The sequence below is a fragment of the Pseudomonas sp. S30_BP2TU TE3576 genome (genome assembly GCF_050436025.1).
Classification (GTDB): domain Bacteria; phylum Pseudomonadota; class Gammaproteobacteria; order Pseudomonadales; family Pseudomonadaceae; genus Aquipseudomonas.
Window position 1 is genome coordinate 4,593,290 of the sequence record NZ_JBNDLK010000001.1, and the last position, 16,456, is coordinate 4,609,745.

A 16,456-nucleotide genomic window follows, 5' to 3' on the forward strand; every position below is an offset into this window, starting at 1 on the left:
TGTACCGATAACCCTGACGCCTTCGCGAGCAAGCCCGCTCCCACAGGTGATCGCGACCAAATGTGGGAGCGGGCTTGCCCGCGAAGGCGATCTGACGGTCACCACCACTGCGCGGGATGTGAACCCAGTTCCGTTGCCGGAAGCGCCCAATGCAATGGCGTCGCCGTGATCTTCAAAGGTGCATGCAACCGGTGCGCTGGTCCCCACGGTGTCTGCTCCACGAGCATCGCCTGATCCTGCACATCTTCCGCGCGTAACGCCTCGCCCGTCCCGGGCCCGTGCTCGATCAACAGCTTCGCCGTACGCGCCAACGACAATCGCGCCGAGCCACCTGTACCGTTGCTCAACCGTTGCGTCAACAACCTGATCGCACTGGCCGCCATCAAGTAGCCGGTAGCGTGATCGAGCGCTTGTACCGGGAGCGGTGTCGGTTTGTTGGCACTTTTCCAGCGCATCCCGGCTTCGGCGATGCCACTGCTCATCTGCACCAGGCTGTCGAAGCCCCGACGGTTTTGCCACGGGCCGCTCCAGCCATAGGCGTTGAGACAAACATCAATCAGGCCCGGGTTCAGTTGCCGGCGCTCATGCATGCCCAAGCCAAGTCGCTGCAGAGCATCGGCACGATAGCCGTGGAGCAGAATGTCGGCGTCCTTGAGCAGGTTTTCGAATACGCCGCGGTCGGACTTGTCGTTCAGATCAAGGCGCGCGCAGCGTTTTCCCAAAGTGACTTCCGGCACCACCCCTGGCTCGTTCCAGGTCGGTGGATCGATGCGCAATACATCGGCGCCGAGGCCAGCCAGAAAGCGGCTGGCAATGGGGCCGGCAAGCACCCGGGTCAAATCCAGCACCTTGATGCCAGCCAGTGGTCGGGCCACTGACCCCATCCACGGTTGGCTGCTCTGGCTTGGGTAGTTGGCGAATTGAATCAAGGGTTCGGCATTTACCGCCTGGCCTTGAGGATGGGTTTGCCAATGTTCCCAGGTGCGCATTTCGGCGGCACAGCCACCGGCATCAACCACCGCTTGCTCAAGTTCGCTTTTCGTCCATTGCGCTACTTTGCCGGCCATCGCTGCGCGGTCGGCACAGGCACCGAGTACGCTTTCGGCAGCGGCGCGGTGATGGGGCGCGTTGGTGTGCAGGCGAATCCAGCCATCACAGGTGGCGTAGTCACCGGCGACCGCATCCCACAGCGGTGGAACGCTCCAGCCTGTCGGGCGAATCGAGGTCGCGAACCAGAATGACGCCAGGCGTCGGTCAACTTCAAGGTCGGGCAGGCGCCCGTTTTGTCGGTGCAGCAGTTCGCTGGCGGCCTGGCCGGCGGCGGCAATGCTGGCGCAGGCCAGGTCAGTGACGGCAAACGCCGAGGGCAGGGCGCCGCTGGAGGTGAATGGAATCGGGGTGTGAGGCAAACCGAGTGCGGCTTGAATGGGCGTGAGCAGATCAGTCATCGAAGGCCCTCCGGAGCGAGAGCCTGATCTTAGTCCAAAAGTTTCCAGGTCAGATGAAATCCCTCTGTGGGAGCGGGCTTGCTCGCGAATACGATCCATCATTGAACGATGATGGTGACTGATACACCGCGTTCGCGAGCAAGCCCGCTCCCACATCGGTCGGCGGTGCTTCTTAAACGCGGAACTGATCCATCAACTTCATCTGGTGAGTGGTCAGGGAATTGAGCTGGCTGCTGATTTGCGCCGATTCAGTGGCCTGGCCGGTCAGGGTTTCGGTGACGCTGCGGATCGCCGAGACATTGCGGTTGACCTCTTCGGCCACGGCGCTTTGCTGTTCGGCGGCGCTGGCGATTTGAAGGTTCATGTCGCTGATCACGGTGACCGCGTCGCTGATTTTGCCCAAAGCCTGGACCGCCTGCTGGATCTGCCCGGCGTTGCTGTGGGCCTGGGTCTGGCTTGAATGCATGGTGGCGACCACGCCGCGGGTGCCGGACTGGATGCGCTCGATCACCAGGCGAATTTCTTCCACCGAATCCTGGGTGCGTTTGGCCAGGTTACGGACTTCGTCGGCCACCACCGCAAAGCCGCGACCGCTTTCACCGGCACGGGCGGCCTCGATGGCTGCGTTGAGCGCCAGCAGGTTGGTTTGCTCGGCAATACTGCGGATTACTTCCAGCACCGAACCGATCTGCTCGCTGTTGACCGCCAGGGCTTCGACTTCGGTCACGGCCTTGCTGACCTCCTCGGCCAGTTGATTGATGTCGCGGGTGCTGCGTTCGATGATCGACATGCCGTCGCGGGCCGACTGGTCGGCACCCTTGGCGGCGTTGGCCGCGTTCGAGGCGCTGTTGGCGACATCGTGGGCGGTGGCGCTCATTTCGTTGGACGCCGTGGCGACCTGGTCGATTTCGCGGAACTGCACCTGCATGCCTTCACTGGTCTGGCGGGCAATCTCGGACGACTGATCGGCCGTACCGCGGGCGTCGGTAATGCTTTGCTTGATCTGCGCGATGGTCGGTTGCAGCTTGTCGAGGAAGCGGTTGAACCAGCCTACCAGTTCGCCCAATTCGTCTTTCTTGCTGTAGTGCAGGCGCTGGGTCAGGTCGCCGTCGCCACTGGCAATCGCCTTGAGCATTTCGGCCACACTGTTGATCGGCCGGGTCACGCCCGATGCGGTGAGCCACATCAGCAGCAGACCGAGCAGGCCGGCAATCACCGCCACCGCAAGGGCCTTGATCGTGCCGCTTTGCTGGGCATCGTCGAGCACTGTTTGCAGCTTCACCGAGTCGGCCAGCAGCACTTGTCTGGGCAAGTCGATCACCACGGCCCAAGCCTTGGCATCGGCAATCGGGCTGACCGGGTACACCGCACGGATCAGGTCGCCTTGCTGGAGAATCTTCGGTGCGCCAGCGCTGAGCAGTTGCAGGATGTCCTTGCCATCTGCGCCCAGGGTGTCGCCGATGCTCTTGCCGACTTTCGCCGCATCGACGCTGTAGGCGGCCATTACACCCGTGCCCGAGACGATCAGCATGTGCCCGGCGTTGTTGAACAGTTCACGCTGGGAGCCGACCGCCGCCGCTTGCAGGGCGTCGAGGGCGATGTCGATACCGACCACGCCGATGGACTTGCCATTCTCCAACAGCGGTACGGAAATGCTGGTCATCAACACTTCCTTGCCGCCGACAGTATCGGCGTAGGGGTCGAGCAGACAGGTGCGCTTGCTGTCCCGAGGGCAGGTGTACCAGACGTTGTACGGCGTGCCGCTGAGGTTCAGGGTGGTTTTGGTCATGTCCTCTTCGACCATGATCGTGTTCAGCGACTCACCGCCGGCGCGGCTCCAGTAGGTGGCGTAACGACCGATCTCGTTGGACTGGCGCAAGGCGTCATTGACGAATTCGCTGTCCTTGCCGTCCAGGCCGTTGGGCTCGAACGCCAACCAGATGCCCAGCACCTTGCCGTTGCGCTCGAAGGCGGTTTTCAGGCTCTGGTTCAACTCTTCACGCAGGGCGCCGGGCTCAAGCGAGCGCTTGGCGGCCATGGCGCGCATGTCCTTGATCTGATCCGCCAGGGCGGTCACCACCGTGAGGGTTTCACCGAAGGTCTTCTGCACCCGCACCGCTTGCTCGGCGGCTTTGGCCTGGAGCAGGTCCTGCACACTGGCGGTGAGCATTCTGCTGCTGGAATCGTTGACCAGATCATCGTTCTGATTGGTCTGGTAGATGTTCATGCCGACTATCAAGGCGACTACTCCCAGCAGGCACAGACCGGACAGCAGGACGATTTTCAGGCGGATGGACAGTGAGTCGAACATAGGGCGAACTCGCGAATGGATGAAGTGTTGGCTGCGAGCCGTTGCGGCTCACTCGCTAAATCCATTTAGCGCCATGCAATGCACATCGGCGTGAAGGCCAAGTTACATGAATGGGGTGCCGACGAACGGTATCGGTTGAACGTTTGCGCAGAAAAATGTGCCGAAAATGGGGGTAAAAAGAGGAAAAAACGCGGGGTGAGTTCAGGAGGGTTGCGGCAAGGATTCCGGTCGTGACCAGATCCACAGGTTGCCCAGCCCCATGCCGGCAATCGCCAGGTAGATCGGCCAGCCGTGCTCGAGCATTACCAGCATGAGACCTGCACATAACAACATGCTGACGGTGGCACTGACCTTGGCCCGGCGCGCGATGACCTTGCCGTTGCGCCAGTTATGGAGGATGGGGCCGAACAGCCGGTGGTTTTCCAGCCAGGCACTCAGGCGCGGCGAACTTCGGGTCGCGGCCCAGGCGGCCAGCAGGATGAATTCGGTGGTTGGCAGGCCGGGAATGACGATGGCGATCAGGCCGATGCCCAGGCTGACATAGGCCAACAGGCCGAAGAGGAGGCGGGAGAGTCTGGAAGAGGTGGGCATGGGCTCAAGGCAATACGTGAGGCGGATCGGAATCTGACAGATTTGCTTCGTCCTCTGTGGGAGCGGGCTTGCTCGCGAAAGCGGTGTGTCAGTCAACGTTGATGTTGAGGCTGATGACCCCTTCGCGAGCAAGCCCGCTCCCACGAGGGAAACGCGTGGGGTCAGGCGGCTTCGGTGGCGTAAGCCCGCTGCAGCAACACGGTAAAACGGTTGAACGCGTCGATGGCGCCTTTTTCCACTTCGGTCTCTTCCTGGGCGCTGAACACCAGGCTATCCAGGGTTTTGACGAAGCTTTTCCAGCCTTCAGCGCGGCCACCGGCCGGTTCGCCAAGGTGACGGGCGCCAAAGGTTTCGCTCAGGCCAAGGCCCACGGCACGCTTGATCAGGAACGCGGCACCGAGCTTCGAACCTTCCGACACAAAGATCCAGCCCAGGGCTTCGGCCTTGGTCGGGTGCTTGAGTGCACCGGCGACAGGCGCCGGCACGTCGGTGTCCAGGTCCGCGAGGTCGGCCTTGGCTGCATCGGCACGGCAGCGGGCTGGCAGGTCCGGGACGATGGCGGTCAGTTCGGCATCGTTGTACAGCGAGACCAGTTCCGACTGGAACAGGTACTGTGCCACCACGAAGCGGGCGAAATTGGCCGGGGTTTCAAACGGGGCATGGGCCTTGACCAGGGTATCGAGCTTGCTGTGCGGCTCGTGGGTGATCTGGTTCAAACGTTGCGAACGCAGGTTGGGGCGTTGTTCGGTGGCCTGGGTAGTCATGGCAATTCCTTGGGGGAAAAAAGGCGCTTGGTAACGAGACGAACAAGCAGGCGCCTGACAGTAAAAAATCCTCACCGGGCGGCTTGTTGAAACCGCCCGGCGAGATGAGCGGATCAGATATCCCAGATCACGTTGACCGCAAAGTTGCGACCCGGCTGGGTCAGGCGATCGAGGTTGGCCGGCTGGGTCACCGACGCTTCGCCGACGCTGTCGTAGCCGCGCACGTCATCCCACAGCCAGTATTTCTTGTCGGTCAGGTTGAAGATGCCGCCGTTGACGGTCACGTCGTCGGTCACTTTATAGAAGGCGCTCAGGTCCAGAATGCCGAAGCCCGGGGTCTTGAATTGGGTGCTGGTGCCGTCCGGTGTTTTGAAGCTGGTGCTGTCGACGCGATCTTTCTTCTTCACCAGGGTCCAGCTGAGCAAACCGCCGTAATTGTCCTGGTCGTAACCGAGGCCGAACACGCCGGTCAGCGGGTTGACGCTGTTGAGCGGTTCGCCGCTGTCGTCGTTGCGACCGTAGGCATAGGCCACCGAGCCCTGGGTGTAGAGGCCCTGCGGGGCACCGAAGGCGTCGAGGTTCAGGCGTCCCTTGACCTCGGCACCCTTGATGGTGGCGTGCTTGATGTTGTTGCTCTGGAAGGTGGTCTCGGTGTAGCCGGGGGTGATGGCGTTCTCGTTAATGAAGTCGCGGTATTTGTTGTAGAACACCGCAACGTGAAACGAGCCCTGCTCGAAGTTGCCACGCAAACCGGTTTCGTAGCTTTTGCTTTTTTCCGGTTCCAGGTCCGGATTAGGCGCGACCCGATAGCCGCCGGCGAGGTTTTCGAAACGACCATACAACGCCTTGGCGGTCGGTGTGCGGAAGCCTTCGGCGTATTGGCCGTACCAGGTGTAGTTATCGTTGAAGCTGTAGGTAGTGCCGAATTTCGGCGACAGACGATGCCAGGTCTTGGTGTCGTCGCTCACCGTGCCGTTGTCGCTCTGGTCAGCGGTGGTCAGGAACTCTTCGGTGATGTGCGGCTTGAGCTCGGTGTAGTCGTAGCGTGCACCGGGCATGAAGGTCCAGTTGCCCCAGCTGATCTGATCCTGGGCGAACAGGCTGTAGCTATTGATGGTCGGGTCCGGGAAGTCACTGGCGGGTTTCAGTGTGTCGAGGGCGCTAGGGGCACCAATGACCCGGCAGGCACCGGCCACGGTCAGACAGGTGCCGGTACCGGTACGCAGGCCGGTGACTTTATCCTGCTTGATGGTGGTGCCATAAGTGACGAGGTGTTCGGTGTCGGCGATGGCAAACGACTTGTCAGCCTGGGCATCGAATATCCATTGGCGATCCTTGAAGTTGGTATCGCGGTTACGCAGCACAGTCCGCGAGGGCGCGTAGATTTCTTCGGTGCTCTGGTCGGTCTTGGCGATCTGGTAGTTCAGCGTCCACTTGATGTTGTCTGCCAGCAAGCTGTCCAGGCCGAAGCTGTGTTCCAGGCCAAAGCGTTCGCGGGTGATCGTGTCGTTGCCGGTGCGGGACTTATAGAAGCCGAAACCACGTCCGGCATTGAACGGGCCGCCCACCGCGCTCAATTGATTGGTGTCGCGATCGTCCGTGTAATTCTCGTAGGTCAGGCCCAGGCGTGCGTCGTCGGCGTAGTTCCAGCCCAGTTTGGCCAGCACGCTGGTGGTGCGCACGTCCTGGGGGTTGGCTGCAGTGCGGTTCAGGCCAGTGCCGCCGGTTTCGCCAAAGGACTCTGTTTCATGACCGTTGCGTTGACTGAGATGCAGCAGGCCATCGAACTCGCCGGTGCGGCCGGCGATGGTGCCGGAGGTCAGCCAGCTGTCGTCGGCGGAGCTGTAGCCGGTTTTCAGCCGTGCGCCGACATCCTTGCCCGGTTTGATGATGTCGTCCGGGTCCAGCGTGTAGTAGCTGACGGCGCCGCCAATGGCATTGCTGCCGTACAAAACAGAGGCCGGACCCCGGAGGATTTCCACACGCTTGACGATTTCCGGGTCGACATAGTTGCGGTTGGTCTGGGCATACGGGCCGTTGAAGAAACCGTCGGGCACCTGCACGCCATCGATCTGGGTCAGCACTCGGTCACCATCGATGCCGCGAATGTTGTAACCGGTGATGCCGGCGCGTTGGCCCGAACCGCCCACCGAAACACCGGGTTCATAGCGCACCAGTTCCTTGATGGTATTGACGTTGTTGCGGTCCAGATCCTCGCGTGTGTAGACAGAGACCGTGCTCGGCACGCTGTTCACACTCTGTTCATTACGGGTTGCACTGATGGTCACCTGATCCAGGCTGAGGGCACCGCTGTTGGCGCGCTTTTCCAGAACAATGCTGTTGTTGCCCAGTTTGCGATAGCTCAGGTTGGTCCCCACCAACAGGCGATCCAGGGCTTTTTCCGGTGACAGGGAGCCGCGTACTCCCGGCGAAGCCACGCCTTGCGCCAGCTCCGACGACACACCGACCTGCCAGCCTGTCACGGCAGTAAAGGCATTGAGTGCCAACACCAGTGACTGTTGGGGAATGGCGAACGAGTAATCGCCCATTTTACGAGTCGACGGCTCGGCGGCGGTGGCGGCCATGAGTGGGGCGGCACCGGCCGTCAGGATGGCGGCGGTCAGCAGCGACAGTACGCGGGAGGGTGAAGAGGCTGGGCGGGTGAGGCGAGAGGACATCGATAGCGCTCCGTGTCGCACGAATCTTTATAGGTGCTGATCGGCATGGTTAGATGCGAATCAATTGCATTGGCTATAACGAGACGTACGGGGTTTGGCTATCGAGTAAAAATAATTCTCATTCAGTTCAGGATGACCAGCGCCGGGAATTCCTGGAGCCGTGCCGAGGTGATGTGGGCCAGGGCGCGAACTACGTCCAGCGGCTGGTCGAGGCGATAGTTGCCCGTCACGGCGACATCGGCCAACTGCTCGTTGTTGTTGATGATCCAGCCCGGGTAGTAGCGGCGAAGTTCTGCCAGCACCTGGTTCAACGGGCAGTTTTCAAACACCAGTCGCCCCTGGACCCATGCCAGTTCGGTGGCGGCATCCAGCTTGGCCGGGCGGTCGAAACCGTTGGGGCCGATGCGGATGCTTTCCCCGGCGGACAAGCGCACTCGCGCATCGTCGCGGGTGGCTCGCAAGTCGACATCGCCGCGCTGCACCCGCACCTGTGCCACGCCGTCGAGGTAACGCACGGCAAACGCGGTATCGCGAACGCTGGCCGTGACCGGGCCGGCGTCGATTTCCAGTGGCTGGCTGTGGTTGGCCTGCACTTCGAAAAACGCTTCGCCCTGGTACAGGCGGGCAACCCGTTGTCGATCGTTGATGGTGCTGGAAAACGCCGAATCGGTATTGAGCAGAACCCTGGAGCCGTCCTCCAGTTGCAGACGCTGGCGCTCCCCGACCACGGTCAAGTGGTCAGCTTGCAGGCGCATTGGCAAATTGCTGAAACTGAACATCCCGAGCAGCAGCACGGCGGCGGTGGCCAGCGGTTTCCAGTGCGGACGCAGGCGGGCGAGGACTGTGACTTTCGCGGGACGGGCAGCCAGGCTTTGCGCGCATTGCGCCACTTGCGGGCCGTCCCAGATCGCCTGGGCCTTGGCGAACGCCTGGGCATTCAACGGATCGGCGTCGAGCCATGCGTGGAATTGGCGGCTCTGCTCCTCGTCGGGACTGCCGAGCACGATCAACCAGTCCAGGGCCTGGTCCATCGCGCTTGCGGGATCCTGCGCCAGTGAAGGCTCGGGGGAGCGGTGGTTGTCCGTCACGGTGTTTCCTCGGCGGGGGCTTTTTGAGCAGCAGTTTTAAGCCGCGAGCCGCAAGCTGCAAGCTAAAGTTGGTTTCGGGTTTGACTTGTAGCTTGCCGCTTATAGCTTGCCGCTGCCGTCATTCCTTTCGGCGACACCCATGCAGATCGACATGATCAGTTTGAGTTCTTTCTGCACGGTGCTGAGGGATACGTTCAGCTTGTCGGCGATTTCCTGGTAGCTGTGCCCGTGCAGGCGACTGAGGATGAAAATCCGCTGCTGGCGGGCGCTGAGTTCACTGAGGCTCACGTTCAGGCGCTCCAGCAATTGTTCGGCATGGGCAGCGTCTTCGGCGCTGCTGGTGGGGTCGGCGACGCTGTGCATCACCTCTTGTGGCACGTCGTCGACCATGGTGCGCGAATGGATGCGCCGCGCGCGCAAATGGTCCAGCGCCAGATTGCGCGCCGTCTGGAAGACAAAGGGCTCAAGATGATCGATGGCCCGTTCGCTCAACGCGCGGGTCACCCGCAGATAGGTTTCCTGCAAGAGGTCTTCAGCGGTGCTGTGATTGTTGACCATCCGTTCCAGCGTGCGCAGCAGGGAAGTGCGCTGGGTGAGGAAAACGTGGTTGAAGCGCGACTGACTCACGGGAGGACCTGATCCATTTCGAGCAAATGATAATGCTTATCATCTACTCGAATGGTCAAGTACTGATTTGTGAAGCTTTATGCGCGACCCTGCAAATAGGTCGCGTAATCGGGAATCCGATGGAGGTGTGCCTGATCCATCAGCGGGCTGCTGAGCAAATAGTCGGCGCTGCATTCGTTGCACGCCACCGGGATGTTCCAAACCGCCGCGACCCGCAGCAATGCCTTGATATCCGGGTCGTGGGGCTGGGGTTCGAACGGATCCCAGAAAAACACCAGCATGTCGACCCGCTGTTCGGCAATTTGCGCGCCGAGCTGTTGGTCGCCGCCCAGTGGCCCGCTGATCATGCTGTGCACCGGCAGGCCGAGGCGTTGTTGCAACAACAAGCCCGTGGTGCCGGTGGCGACCAGATCATGCTGGGCCAGTTTGTGTTTTTGCCGTTCGGCCCAGTCCAGCAAGAACACCTTGCAGTGGTCATGGGCGACCAGGGCAATACGCTTGCGCGCTGCCATGGTCTTTTGCGTAAAGCTGATGCCGATCATCGATGGTCGCTCCGGGCTTATTCCGCGTTGCACAGCGCCAGGCAGTTATCGAGCATGCGGTTGGAGAAACCCCACTCGTTGTCATACCACGCCAGTACCTTGAGCAACTTGCCGCTGGATTTGGTGTGGTTGGCGTCGAAAATCGACGATAGCGGGTTGTGGTTGAAGTCGCTGGAGACCAGCGGCAGGGTGTTGTAGCCAAGGATCTTCGAGTGCCGGCTGGCTTCTTTCATCAGCGCATTGACCTCATCGGCCGACGCTTCGCGCTTGAGCTGCACCGTCAGGTCCACCAGCGACACATTGATGACCGGTACGCGCACCGACATGCCGGTCAATTTGCCCGCCAGTTCCGGCAGCACCAGGCCCACCGCTTCGGCGGCACCGGTCTTGCTCGGGATCATGTTCTGGGTGGCCGAACGGGCGCGGTACGGATCGACGTGATAGACGTCGGTCAGGTGCTGGTCGTTGGTGTAGGCATGAATGGTGGTCATCAGGCCACTTTCGATGCCCAGTTCACGATGCAGCACCTGGGCCACCGGGGCCAGGCAGTTGGTGGTGCACGAGGCGTTGGAAATAATCTGGTGCGACTGGCGCAGAATGTCGTGGTTGACCCCGTAAACCACAGTGGCGTCGGCACCTTTGGCGGGAGCCGAGATGATCACTTTGCGCGCGCCGGCCGTAATATGCGCGGCGGCTTTGGCGCGGTCGGTGAACAGACCGGTGCATTCGAATACCACATCAATTTTTTCCGCGGCCCAGGGCAGGTCGGCCGGGTTGCGGATGGCGCTGACCGAAATGCGGTCGCCGTTGACCGTCAGGCTCTCCTGGTCGTGCTGAACATCGGCATCGAACGTGCCATGAACGGTGTCGTACTTGAGTAGATGAGCATTGATCGCGCTGTCGCCCAAATCGTTGATGGCGACAATCTGCAGATCCTGACGGTAGCCCTGGGTATAGAGTGCGCGAAGGACATTACGGCCGATGCGGCCAAAACCATTGATTGCGATTCGAAGAGTCATATTGCAGCGCTACCGTCGTTTTGTTGTTGGAATTACAAGATTATTCGTAAAAAAATAGAAAACAAGCCTTTTTAATGGCAATATTTTGTTCGATCTACAACGAGTGACCTGGATCAACTGGTCCGAATGGTCAAATAAACCGTCTGTCATCCCATCGACACCGGCCTTTGATCAGCATAGACAATCAGGTCGCCACATCCGTTAGCCTGGAGTTCTACACATGCATCCCCGCGTCCTTGAGGTCACTGAACGGCTTATCGCCCGCAGCCGCGCCACGCGTGCGGCCTACCTTGCATTGATCCGCGGTGCGGCCAGCGACGGTCCGATGCGCGGCAAGCTGCAATGCGCCAACTTCGCCCATGGCGTGGCCGGTTGTGGCAGCGACGACAAGCACAGCCTGCGGATGATGAACTCCGCCAACATCGCGATAGTTTCGTCATATAACGACATGCTCTCGGCGCACCAGCCGTACGAAGTCTTTCCGGAACTGATCAAAAAGGCCCTGCGCGAGATCGGCTCCGTCGGCCAGTTCGCCGGTGGCACGCCAGCGATGTGCGATGGCGTGACCCAAGGCGAGCCGGGCATGGAACTGAGCCTGCCGAGCCGCGAAGTGATCGCGCTGTCCACCGCCGTGGCGCTGTCCCACAACATGTTCGACGGCGCGCTGCTGCTCGGCATCTGCGACAAGATCGTGCCGGGCCTGATGATGGGCGCGCTGCGCTTCGGCCATCTGCCGATGATCTTCGTGCCGGGCGGGCCGATGGTGTCGGGCATTTCCAACAAGCAGAAAGCCGACGTGCGCCAGAAGTACGCCGAAGGCAAGGCGACCCGCGAAGAGCTGCTGGAATCGGAAATGAAGTCCTACCACAGCCCTGGCACCTGCACCTTCTACGGCACCGCCAACACCAACCAGTTGCTGATGGAAGTCATGGGCCTGCACCTGCCGGGCGCGTCCTTCGTCAACCCGAACACGCCGTTGCGCGATGCCCTGACCCGCGAAGCGGCGCATCAGGTCACGCGCCTGACCAAGCAGAACGGCGACTTCATGCCAATCGGCGAAATCGTCGACGAGCGTTCGCTGGTCAACTCGATTGTCGCGCTGCACGCCACGGGCGGCTCGACCAACCACACCCTGCACATGCCGGCCATCGCCATGGCGGCGGGCATTCAATTGACCTGGCAAGACATGGCCGACCTCTCCGAGGTGGTGCCGACCCTGAGTCACGTCTACCCGAACGGCAAGGCCGACATCAACCACTTCCAGGCTGCAGGCGGCATGTCGTTCCTGATCCGTGAACTGCTGGAAGCCGGGTTGCTCCACGAAAACGTCAACACCGTGATGGGCCACGGCCTGAGTCGCTACACCCAGGAGCCGTTCCTCGACAATGGCGAACTGGTCTGGCGCGAAGGCGTGACCGACAGCCTCGATGAAAGCATCCTGCGTCCGGTCGCCCGTGCATTCTCGGCGGAAGGTGGCCTGCGGGTGATGGAAGGCAACCTCGGTCGCGGGGTGATGAAAGTCTCCGCCGTCGCCGTGGAGAACCAGATTGTCGAAGCACCGGCCATGGTGTTCCAGGATCAGCAGGACTTGGCCGATGCGTTCAAGGCCGGTTTGCTGGAGAAGGATTTTGTCGCGGTGATGCGCTTCCAGGGCCCGCGCTCCAATGGCATGCCGGAGTTGCACAAGATGACGCCGTTCCTCGGCGTGCTGCAGGATCGCGGCTTCAAGGTCGCACTGGTGACCGACGGACGCATGTCCGGCGCGTCGGGGAAAATTCCGGCGGCCATTCACGTCAGCCCCGAAGCTTATGTCGGTGGCGCTTTGGCGCGGGTGCAAGAGGGCGATATCATCCGCGTCGATGGCGTCAAAGGCACCCTGGAGCTTAAGGTGGACGCCGAAGAATTCGCAGCGCGCACGCCGGCCAAGGGCCTGTTGGGCAACAACATCGGCACCGGTCGCGAGCTGTTCGGTTTCATGCGCATGGCCTTCAGCTCGGCGGAGCAGGGCGCCAGCGCCTTTACTTCTGCCCTGGAGACGCTTAATTGAAACTGGCTTTGGTCGGTGACATCGGTGGGACCAACGCACGTTTCGCGTTGTGGAAAAACCAGCAACTGGAATCGGTCCAGGTGCTGGCGACAGCAGATTTCCCCAGCCCCGAAGAGGCAATCAACCTCTACCTGAATGGCCTGGGGCTGGCGCCGGGTTCGATCGGTTCGGTGTGCCTGTCGGTGGCCGGTCCGGTCAGTGGCGATGAGTTCAAGTTCACCAACAATCACTGGCGCTTGAGCCGCAAGGGTTTCTGCCAGACCTTGCAGGTCAATCAACTGCTGTTGGTCAACGACTTCTCGGCCATGGCCCTGGGCATGACCCGTTTGCAGCCCGGCGAATTTCGCGTGGTCTGCGAAGGCACGCCGGAGCCGTTGCGTCCGGCGGTGGTGATTGGTCCGGGCACAGGCCTGGGCGTCGGCACCTTGCTCGATCTGGGCGAAGGCCGATTCGCTGCGTTGCCGGGGGAGGGCGGTCACGTCGATCTGCCATTGAGCAGCCCGCGTGAAACCCAACTGTGGCAGCACATTTCCGACGAAATCGGCCACGTCAGCGCTGAAACTGCGTTGAGCGGCGGCGGCTTGCCGCGGGTTTATCGGGCGATCTGCGCGGTGGACGGACATGAGCCGGTGCTTGACACCCCGGAAGCCATCACCGCCGCCGGGCTGGCGGGCGACCCGATTGCCGTGGAAGTGCTTGAGCAGTTTTGCTGTTGGCTTGGTCGTGTGGCCGGTAACAACGTGTTGACCACCGGTGCTCGAGGTGGGGTGTTTATCGTTGGCGGGGTGATTCCGCGCTTTGCCGATTTCTTCCTCGAAAGCGGTTTTGCCCGCTGCTTCGCCGACAAGGGCTGCATGAGTGACTACTTCAAGGGGATTCCGGTGTGGCTGGTGACGGCGCCGTATTCGGGGTTGATGGGGGCGGGAGTGGCGCTGGAGCAATCCCTCCCCGCTTGAAATGCACTCTAAATGTGGGAGCGGGCTTGCTCGCGAATGCGGACTGACATTCAACATTAATGTCGACTGACACACCGCTTTCGCGAGCAAGCCCGCTCCCACAGTTGTTCTTCAGTGTTTGTAAAATCGGTGCTTAAGGCATAATCCGCCCAATTCCAACAACAAGGATGCCTTCGAAGTGAGCTCAGTCAACAAGTCGATTTTGTTGGTCGATGACGATCAAGAGATACGCGAGTTGCTGGACACCTACCTGACCCGCGCCGGGTTCCAGGTGCGTGCCACTGCCGATGGTGCCGGTTTTCGCCAGGCGCTGAACGAGGCGCCGGCCGATCTGGTGATCCTTGATGTAATGCTGCCCGACGAGGACGGCTTCAGCCTGTGCCGCTGGATTCGCCAGCACCCACGCCAGGCGCAGGTGCCGATCATCATGCTCACCGCCAGTTCCGACGAAGCCGACCGCGTCATCGGCCTGGAACTGGGCGCCGACGATTATCTGGGCAAGCCATTCAGCCCGCGGGAGTTGCAGGCGCGGATCAAGGCGTTGCTGCGCCGCGCGCAGTTCGGCCAGGAACGTAACGGCGGTGAGGTGCTGGCCTTCGATGACTGGCGCCTGGACATGGTCAGCCATCGGCTGTTTCACATCGACGGCGAAGAGGTGATTCTCTCGGGCGCCGACTTCGCGCTGCTGAAACTGTTCCTCGATCACCCGCAGGAAATCCTCGACCGCGACACCATCGGCAACGCCACCCGTGGCCGGGAATTGATGCCCCTCGATCGCATCGTCGACATGGCGGTCAGCCGTTTGCGCCAGCGCCTGCGCGACACGGAAAAACCGCCACGGCTGATCCGCACCGTGCGTGGCAGCGGCTACCAACTGGCGGCGAGTGTGGTTGCCAGCAATGGCCACTGAGATCCTTCGCAAGCTCGCCGGCAAAATACCGACGCCGCGTTCGCTGCTCGGGCGCATGTTGCTGTTGACCTTGCTGGCGGTGTTGTTCGCCCAGACGCTGTCGAGCGTGATCTGGGTTTCGCAATTGCGCGCCACGCAGCTCGAAGGCCTGGTCACCAGCGCCCGCAGCCTGGCCCATTCGATGACGGCCAGTGTCAGTTATTTCCGTTCGTTGCCGGTGGCGTTCCGGCCCCTGGTGCTCGATCAGTTGCGCAGCATGGGCGGCACCCGGTTCGTGGTGACGCTCAACGACAAACCCCTGGGCATGGAAGTACTGCCCATCACCCCGCGCAAAGAGGCGGTGCTCAAAGCGGTGGACGAAGTGTTGCGCCAGTCCCTCGGCCAGGACACCGACATCTCGGTGACCTTCGTCAGCCCTGAAGACTTGCGTATCTTCAATGGCGGTCTGAAGCTCGATGAGTTGCCGCGCTCCTGGGCGCACTACGCACTGACCCTGGAGCCGGTGAACCCGCCGGTGCTGGTCACGCAGATCCAGATGGCGCCGGGCGAATGGCTGTACATCGCCTCGCTGTTGCCCGAGCCCTACACCAGTCTTGAAGAGCAGGGCCTGCCGGCGCAGCAGGTGTGGTTCATCGTCCTGACCAGCGGCTTTTTGCTGTTGTTCATCGGCCTGCTGGTGCACTGGCAGAGTCGTCCGCTCAAGCGCCTGGCGCGGGCAGCGCGGGATCTGTCGCTGGGAGCCGACGTGGAACCGGTGGCCGAGGGCGGGGGCAGCGAAGTGGTCGAGGTCGGGCGTGCGTTCAACACCATGCGCGAACGCATCAGCCGTTACCTGACGGAGCGCAGCCAGTTGTTCAGCGCGATTTCCCACGACCTGCGCACGCCGATCACCCGCTTGCGCCTGCGGGTTGAATTACTCGAAGACGAAACGCTGCAAACCAAGTTCGGGCGCGATCTGGATGAGCTCGAATTGCTGGTCAAGGGCGCACTGCAATGCGTGAAGGACACCGACATCCACGAGAACATCGAGCCGGTGGACCTCAACCATGTGCTCGATTGTCTGGTGGAACCGTACCTGGGGCCCAACGGCAATGGTCGCGTGACCCAGCAGGGGCGGGCGCTGGCACCGTACCCGGGCAAACCGCTGGCGCTCAAGCGCTGCATCGGCAACCTGATCGACAATGCGTTGAAGTACGGGCAGAACGCGCACCTGCACATCGATGACGATGACAGCGCGTTCATCCTGCATGTCGATGATGAAGGGCCGGGTGTGCCGGAGCAGCGGCTGGAGCAGGTGTTCGAACCGCACTTCCGCCTGGCCGGGCAGCAGCAGGGTTATGGGTTGGGGCTGGGGATTGCCCGCAACATTGCCCATAGTCATGGTGGTGAAGTGAGCTTGCAAAATCTGCGTGAGGGCGGGTTGCGGGTGACCCTGCAATTGCCACGCAGTGTTGACTAGTTAGACCGCGTTATCG

13 protein-coding genes and 1 pseudogene are annotated in these 16,456 nt (G+C 61.4%); 4 read left to right on the forward strand and 10 right to left on the reverse strand.

Going from position 1 to position 16,456, the window contains the following annotated elements:
* Window positions 1-98 precede the first annotated feature (98 nt).
* The 10 genes and pseudogenes from ABIA48_RS20960 to gap all read right to left on the reverse strand — a co-directional run bounded on the left by ABIA48_RS20960 (window position 99) and on the right by gap (window position 11,068).
* Window positions 99-1,448, reverse strand: coding sequence for a CoA transferase (locus ABIA48_RS20960; protein WP_429491048.1), 1,350 nt, complete (start codon window positions 1,446-1,448; stop codon window positions 99-101).
* A gap of 172 nt (window positions 1,449-1,620) precedes the next feature.
* On the reverse strand, window positions 1,621-2,376 hold the full coding sequence (locus ABIA48_RS20965) for a methyl-accepting chemotaxis protein (RefSeq protein ID WP_429492901.1): 756 nt from the start codon (window positions 2,374-2,376) through the stop codon (window positions 1,621-1,623).
* Between the two features lie 150 nt (window positions 2,377-2,526).
* Window positions 2,527-3,759, reverse strand: a pseudogene (locus ABIA48_RS20970) (chemotaxis protein); the annotation flags it as partial.
* A gap of 201 nt (window positions 3,760-3,960) precedes the next feature.
* Complete coding sequence (locus ABIA48_RS20975) at window positions 3,961-4,350, reverse strand: YbaN family protein (protein WP_429491049.1); 390 nt, start codon at window positions 4,348-4,350, stop codon at window positions 3,961-3,963.
* Window positions 4,351-4,511: 161 nt separating this feature from the next.
* The gene (locus tag ABIA48_RS20980; RefSeq protein WP_429491050.1) at window positions 4,512-5,114 is read right to left on the reverse strand and encodes a biliverdin-producing heme oxygenase; all 603 of its coding nucleotides are present in this window, start codon (window positions 5,112-5,114) and stop codon (window positions 4,512-4,514) included.
* Window positions 5,115-5,227: 113 nt separating this feature from the next.
* Window positions 5,228-7,792: a TonB-dependent receptor gene (locus ABIA48_RS20985; RefSeq protein WP_429491051.1), complete on the reverse strand. Its 2,565-nt coding sequence runs from the start codon at window positions 7,790-7,792 to the stop codon at window positions 5,228-5,230.
* A 122-nt stretch (window positions 7,793-7,914) separates the two neighbouring features.
* Window positions 7,915-8,880, reverse strand: coding sequence for a FecR family protein (locus tag ABIA48_RS20990; RefSeq protein ID WP_429491052.1), 966 nt, complete (start codon window positions 8,878-8,880; stop codon window positions 7,915-7,917).
* A gap of 99 nt (window positions 8,881-8,979) precedes the next feature.
* Window positions 8,980-9,507: an RNA polymerase sigma factor gene (locus tag ABIA48_RS20995; protein WP_429491053.1), complete on the reverse strand. Its 528-nt coding sequence runs from the start codon at window positions 9,505-9,507 to the stop codon at window positions 8,980-8,982.
* A 77-nt stretch (window positions 9,508-9,584) separates the two neighbouring features.
* Complete coding sequence (locus tag ABIA48_RS21000) at window positions 9,585-10,049, reverse strand: methylglyoxal synthase (protein ID WP_204933195.1); 465 nt, start codon at window positions 10,047-10,049, stop codon at window positions 9,585-9,587.
* Between the two features lie 17 nt (window positions 10,050-10,066).
* Window positions 10,067-11,068, reverse strand: a complete 1,002-nt coding sequence (gap, locus tag ABIA48_RS21005; protein WP_204933197.1) for a type I glyceraldehyde-3-phosphate dehydrogenase — start codon at window positions 11,066-11,068, stop codon at window positions 10,067-10,069.
* Between the two features lie 220 nt (window positions 11,069-11,288).
* On the opposite strand from gap, the gene edd reads away from it, so the two are divergent.
* From edd to ABIA48_RS21025, 4 genes are all read left to right on the forward strand, one after another.
* Complete coding sequence (edd, locus tag ABIA48_RS21010; protein ID WP_204933199.1) at window positions 11,289-13,115, forward strand: phosphogluconate dehydratase; 1,827 nt, start codon at window positions 11,289-11,291, stop codon at window positions 13,113-13,115.
* The gene (locus tag ABIA48_RS21015) at window positions 13,112-14,071 is read left to right on the forward strand and encodes a glucokinase (RefSeq protein ID WP_429491054.1); all 960 of its coding nucleotides are present in this window, start codon (window positions 13,112-13,114) and stop codon (window positions 14,069-14,071) included. Before edd ends, ABIA48_RS21015 begins: the two co-directional genes overlap by 4 nt.
* Before the next feature lie 178 nt (window positions 14,072-14,249).
* A complete protein-coding gene (locus ABIA48_RS21020) occupies window positions 14,250-14,981 on the forward strand; it encodes a response regulator (RefSeq protein ID WP_429491055.1) in 732 nt (243 codons plus the stop codon).
* Complete coding sequence (locus tag ABIA48_RS21025; RefSeq protein WP_204933206.1) at window positions 14,971-16,440, forward strand: ATP-binding protein; 1,470 nt, start codon at window positions 14,971-14,973, stop codon at window positions 16,438-16,440. The genes ABIA48_RS21020 and ABIA48_RS21025 overlap by 11 nt, the downstream gene beginning before the upstream one ends.
* The last annotated feature ends 16 nt before the right edge of the window (window positions 16,441-16,456 follow it).

Bases quoted from the DNA above. Each gene is read 5' to 3' on its own strand.
- ABIA48_RS20980 (WP_429491050.1), bottom strand. From the start codon at position 5,114: ATGACTACCCAGGCCACCGAACAACGCCCCAACCTGCGTTCGCAACGT.
- ABIA48_RS20975 (WP_429491049.1), bottom strand. From the start codon at position 4,350: ATGCCCACCTCTTCCAGACTCTCCCGCCTCCTCTTCGGCCTGTTGGCC.
- ABIA48_RS20960 (WP_429491048.1), bottom strand. From the start codon at position 1,448: ATGACTGATCTGCTCACGCCCATTCAAGCCGCACTCGGTTTGCCTCAC.
- gap (WP_204933197.1), bottom strand. From the start codon at position 11,068: ATGACTCTTCGAATCGCAATCAATGGTTTTGGCCGCATCGGCCGTAAT.
- ABIA48_RS21000 (WP_204933195.1), bottom strand. From the start codon at position 10,049: ATGATCGGCATCAGCTTTACGCAAAAGACCATGGCAGCGCGCAAGCGT.
- ABIA48_RS20985 (WP_429491051.1), bottom strand. From the start codon at position 7,792: ATGTCCTCTCGCCTCACCCGCCCAGCCTCTTCACCCTCCCGCGTACTG.
- ABIA48_RS20965 (WP_429492901.1), bottom strand. From the start codon at position 2,376: ATGCAGGTGCAGTTCCGCGAAATCGACCAGGTCGCCACGGCGTCCAAC.
- ABIA48_RS21025 (WP_204933206.1), top strand. From the start codon at position 14,971: ATGGCCACTGAGATCCTTCGCAAGCTCGCCGGCAAAATACCGACGCCG.
- edd (WP_204933199.1), top strand. From the start codon at position 11,289: ATGCATCCCCGCGTCCTTGAGGTCACTGAACGGCTTATCGCCCGCAGC.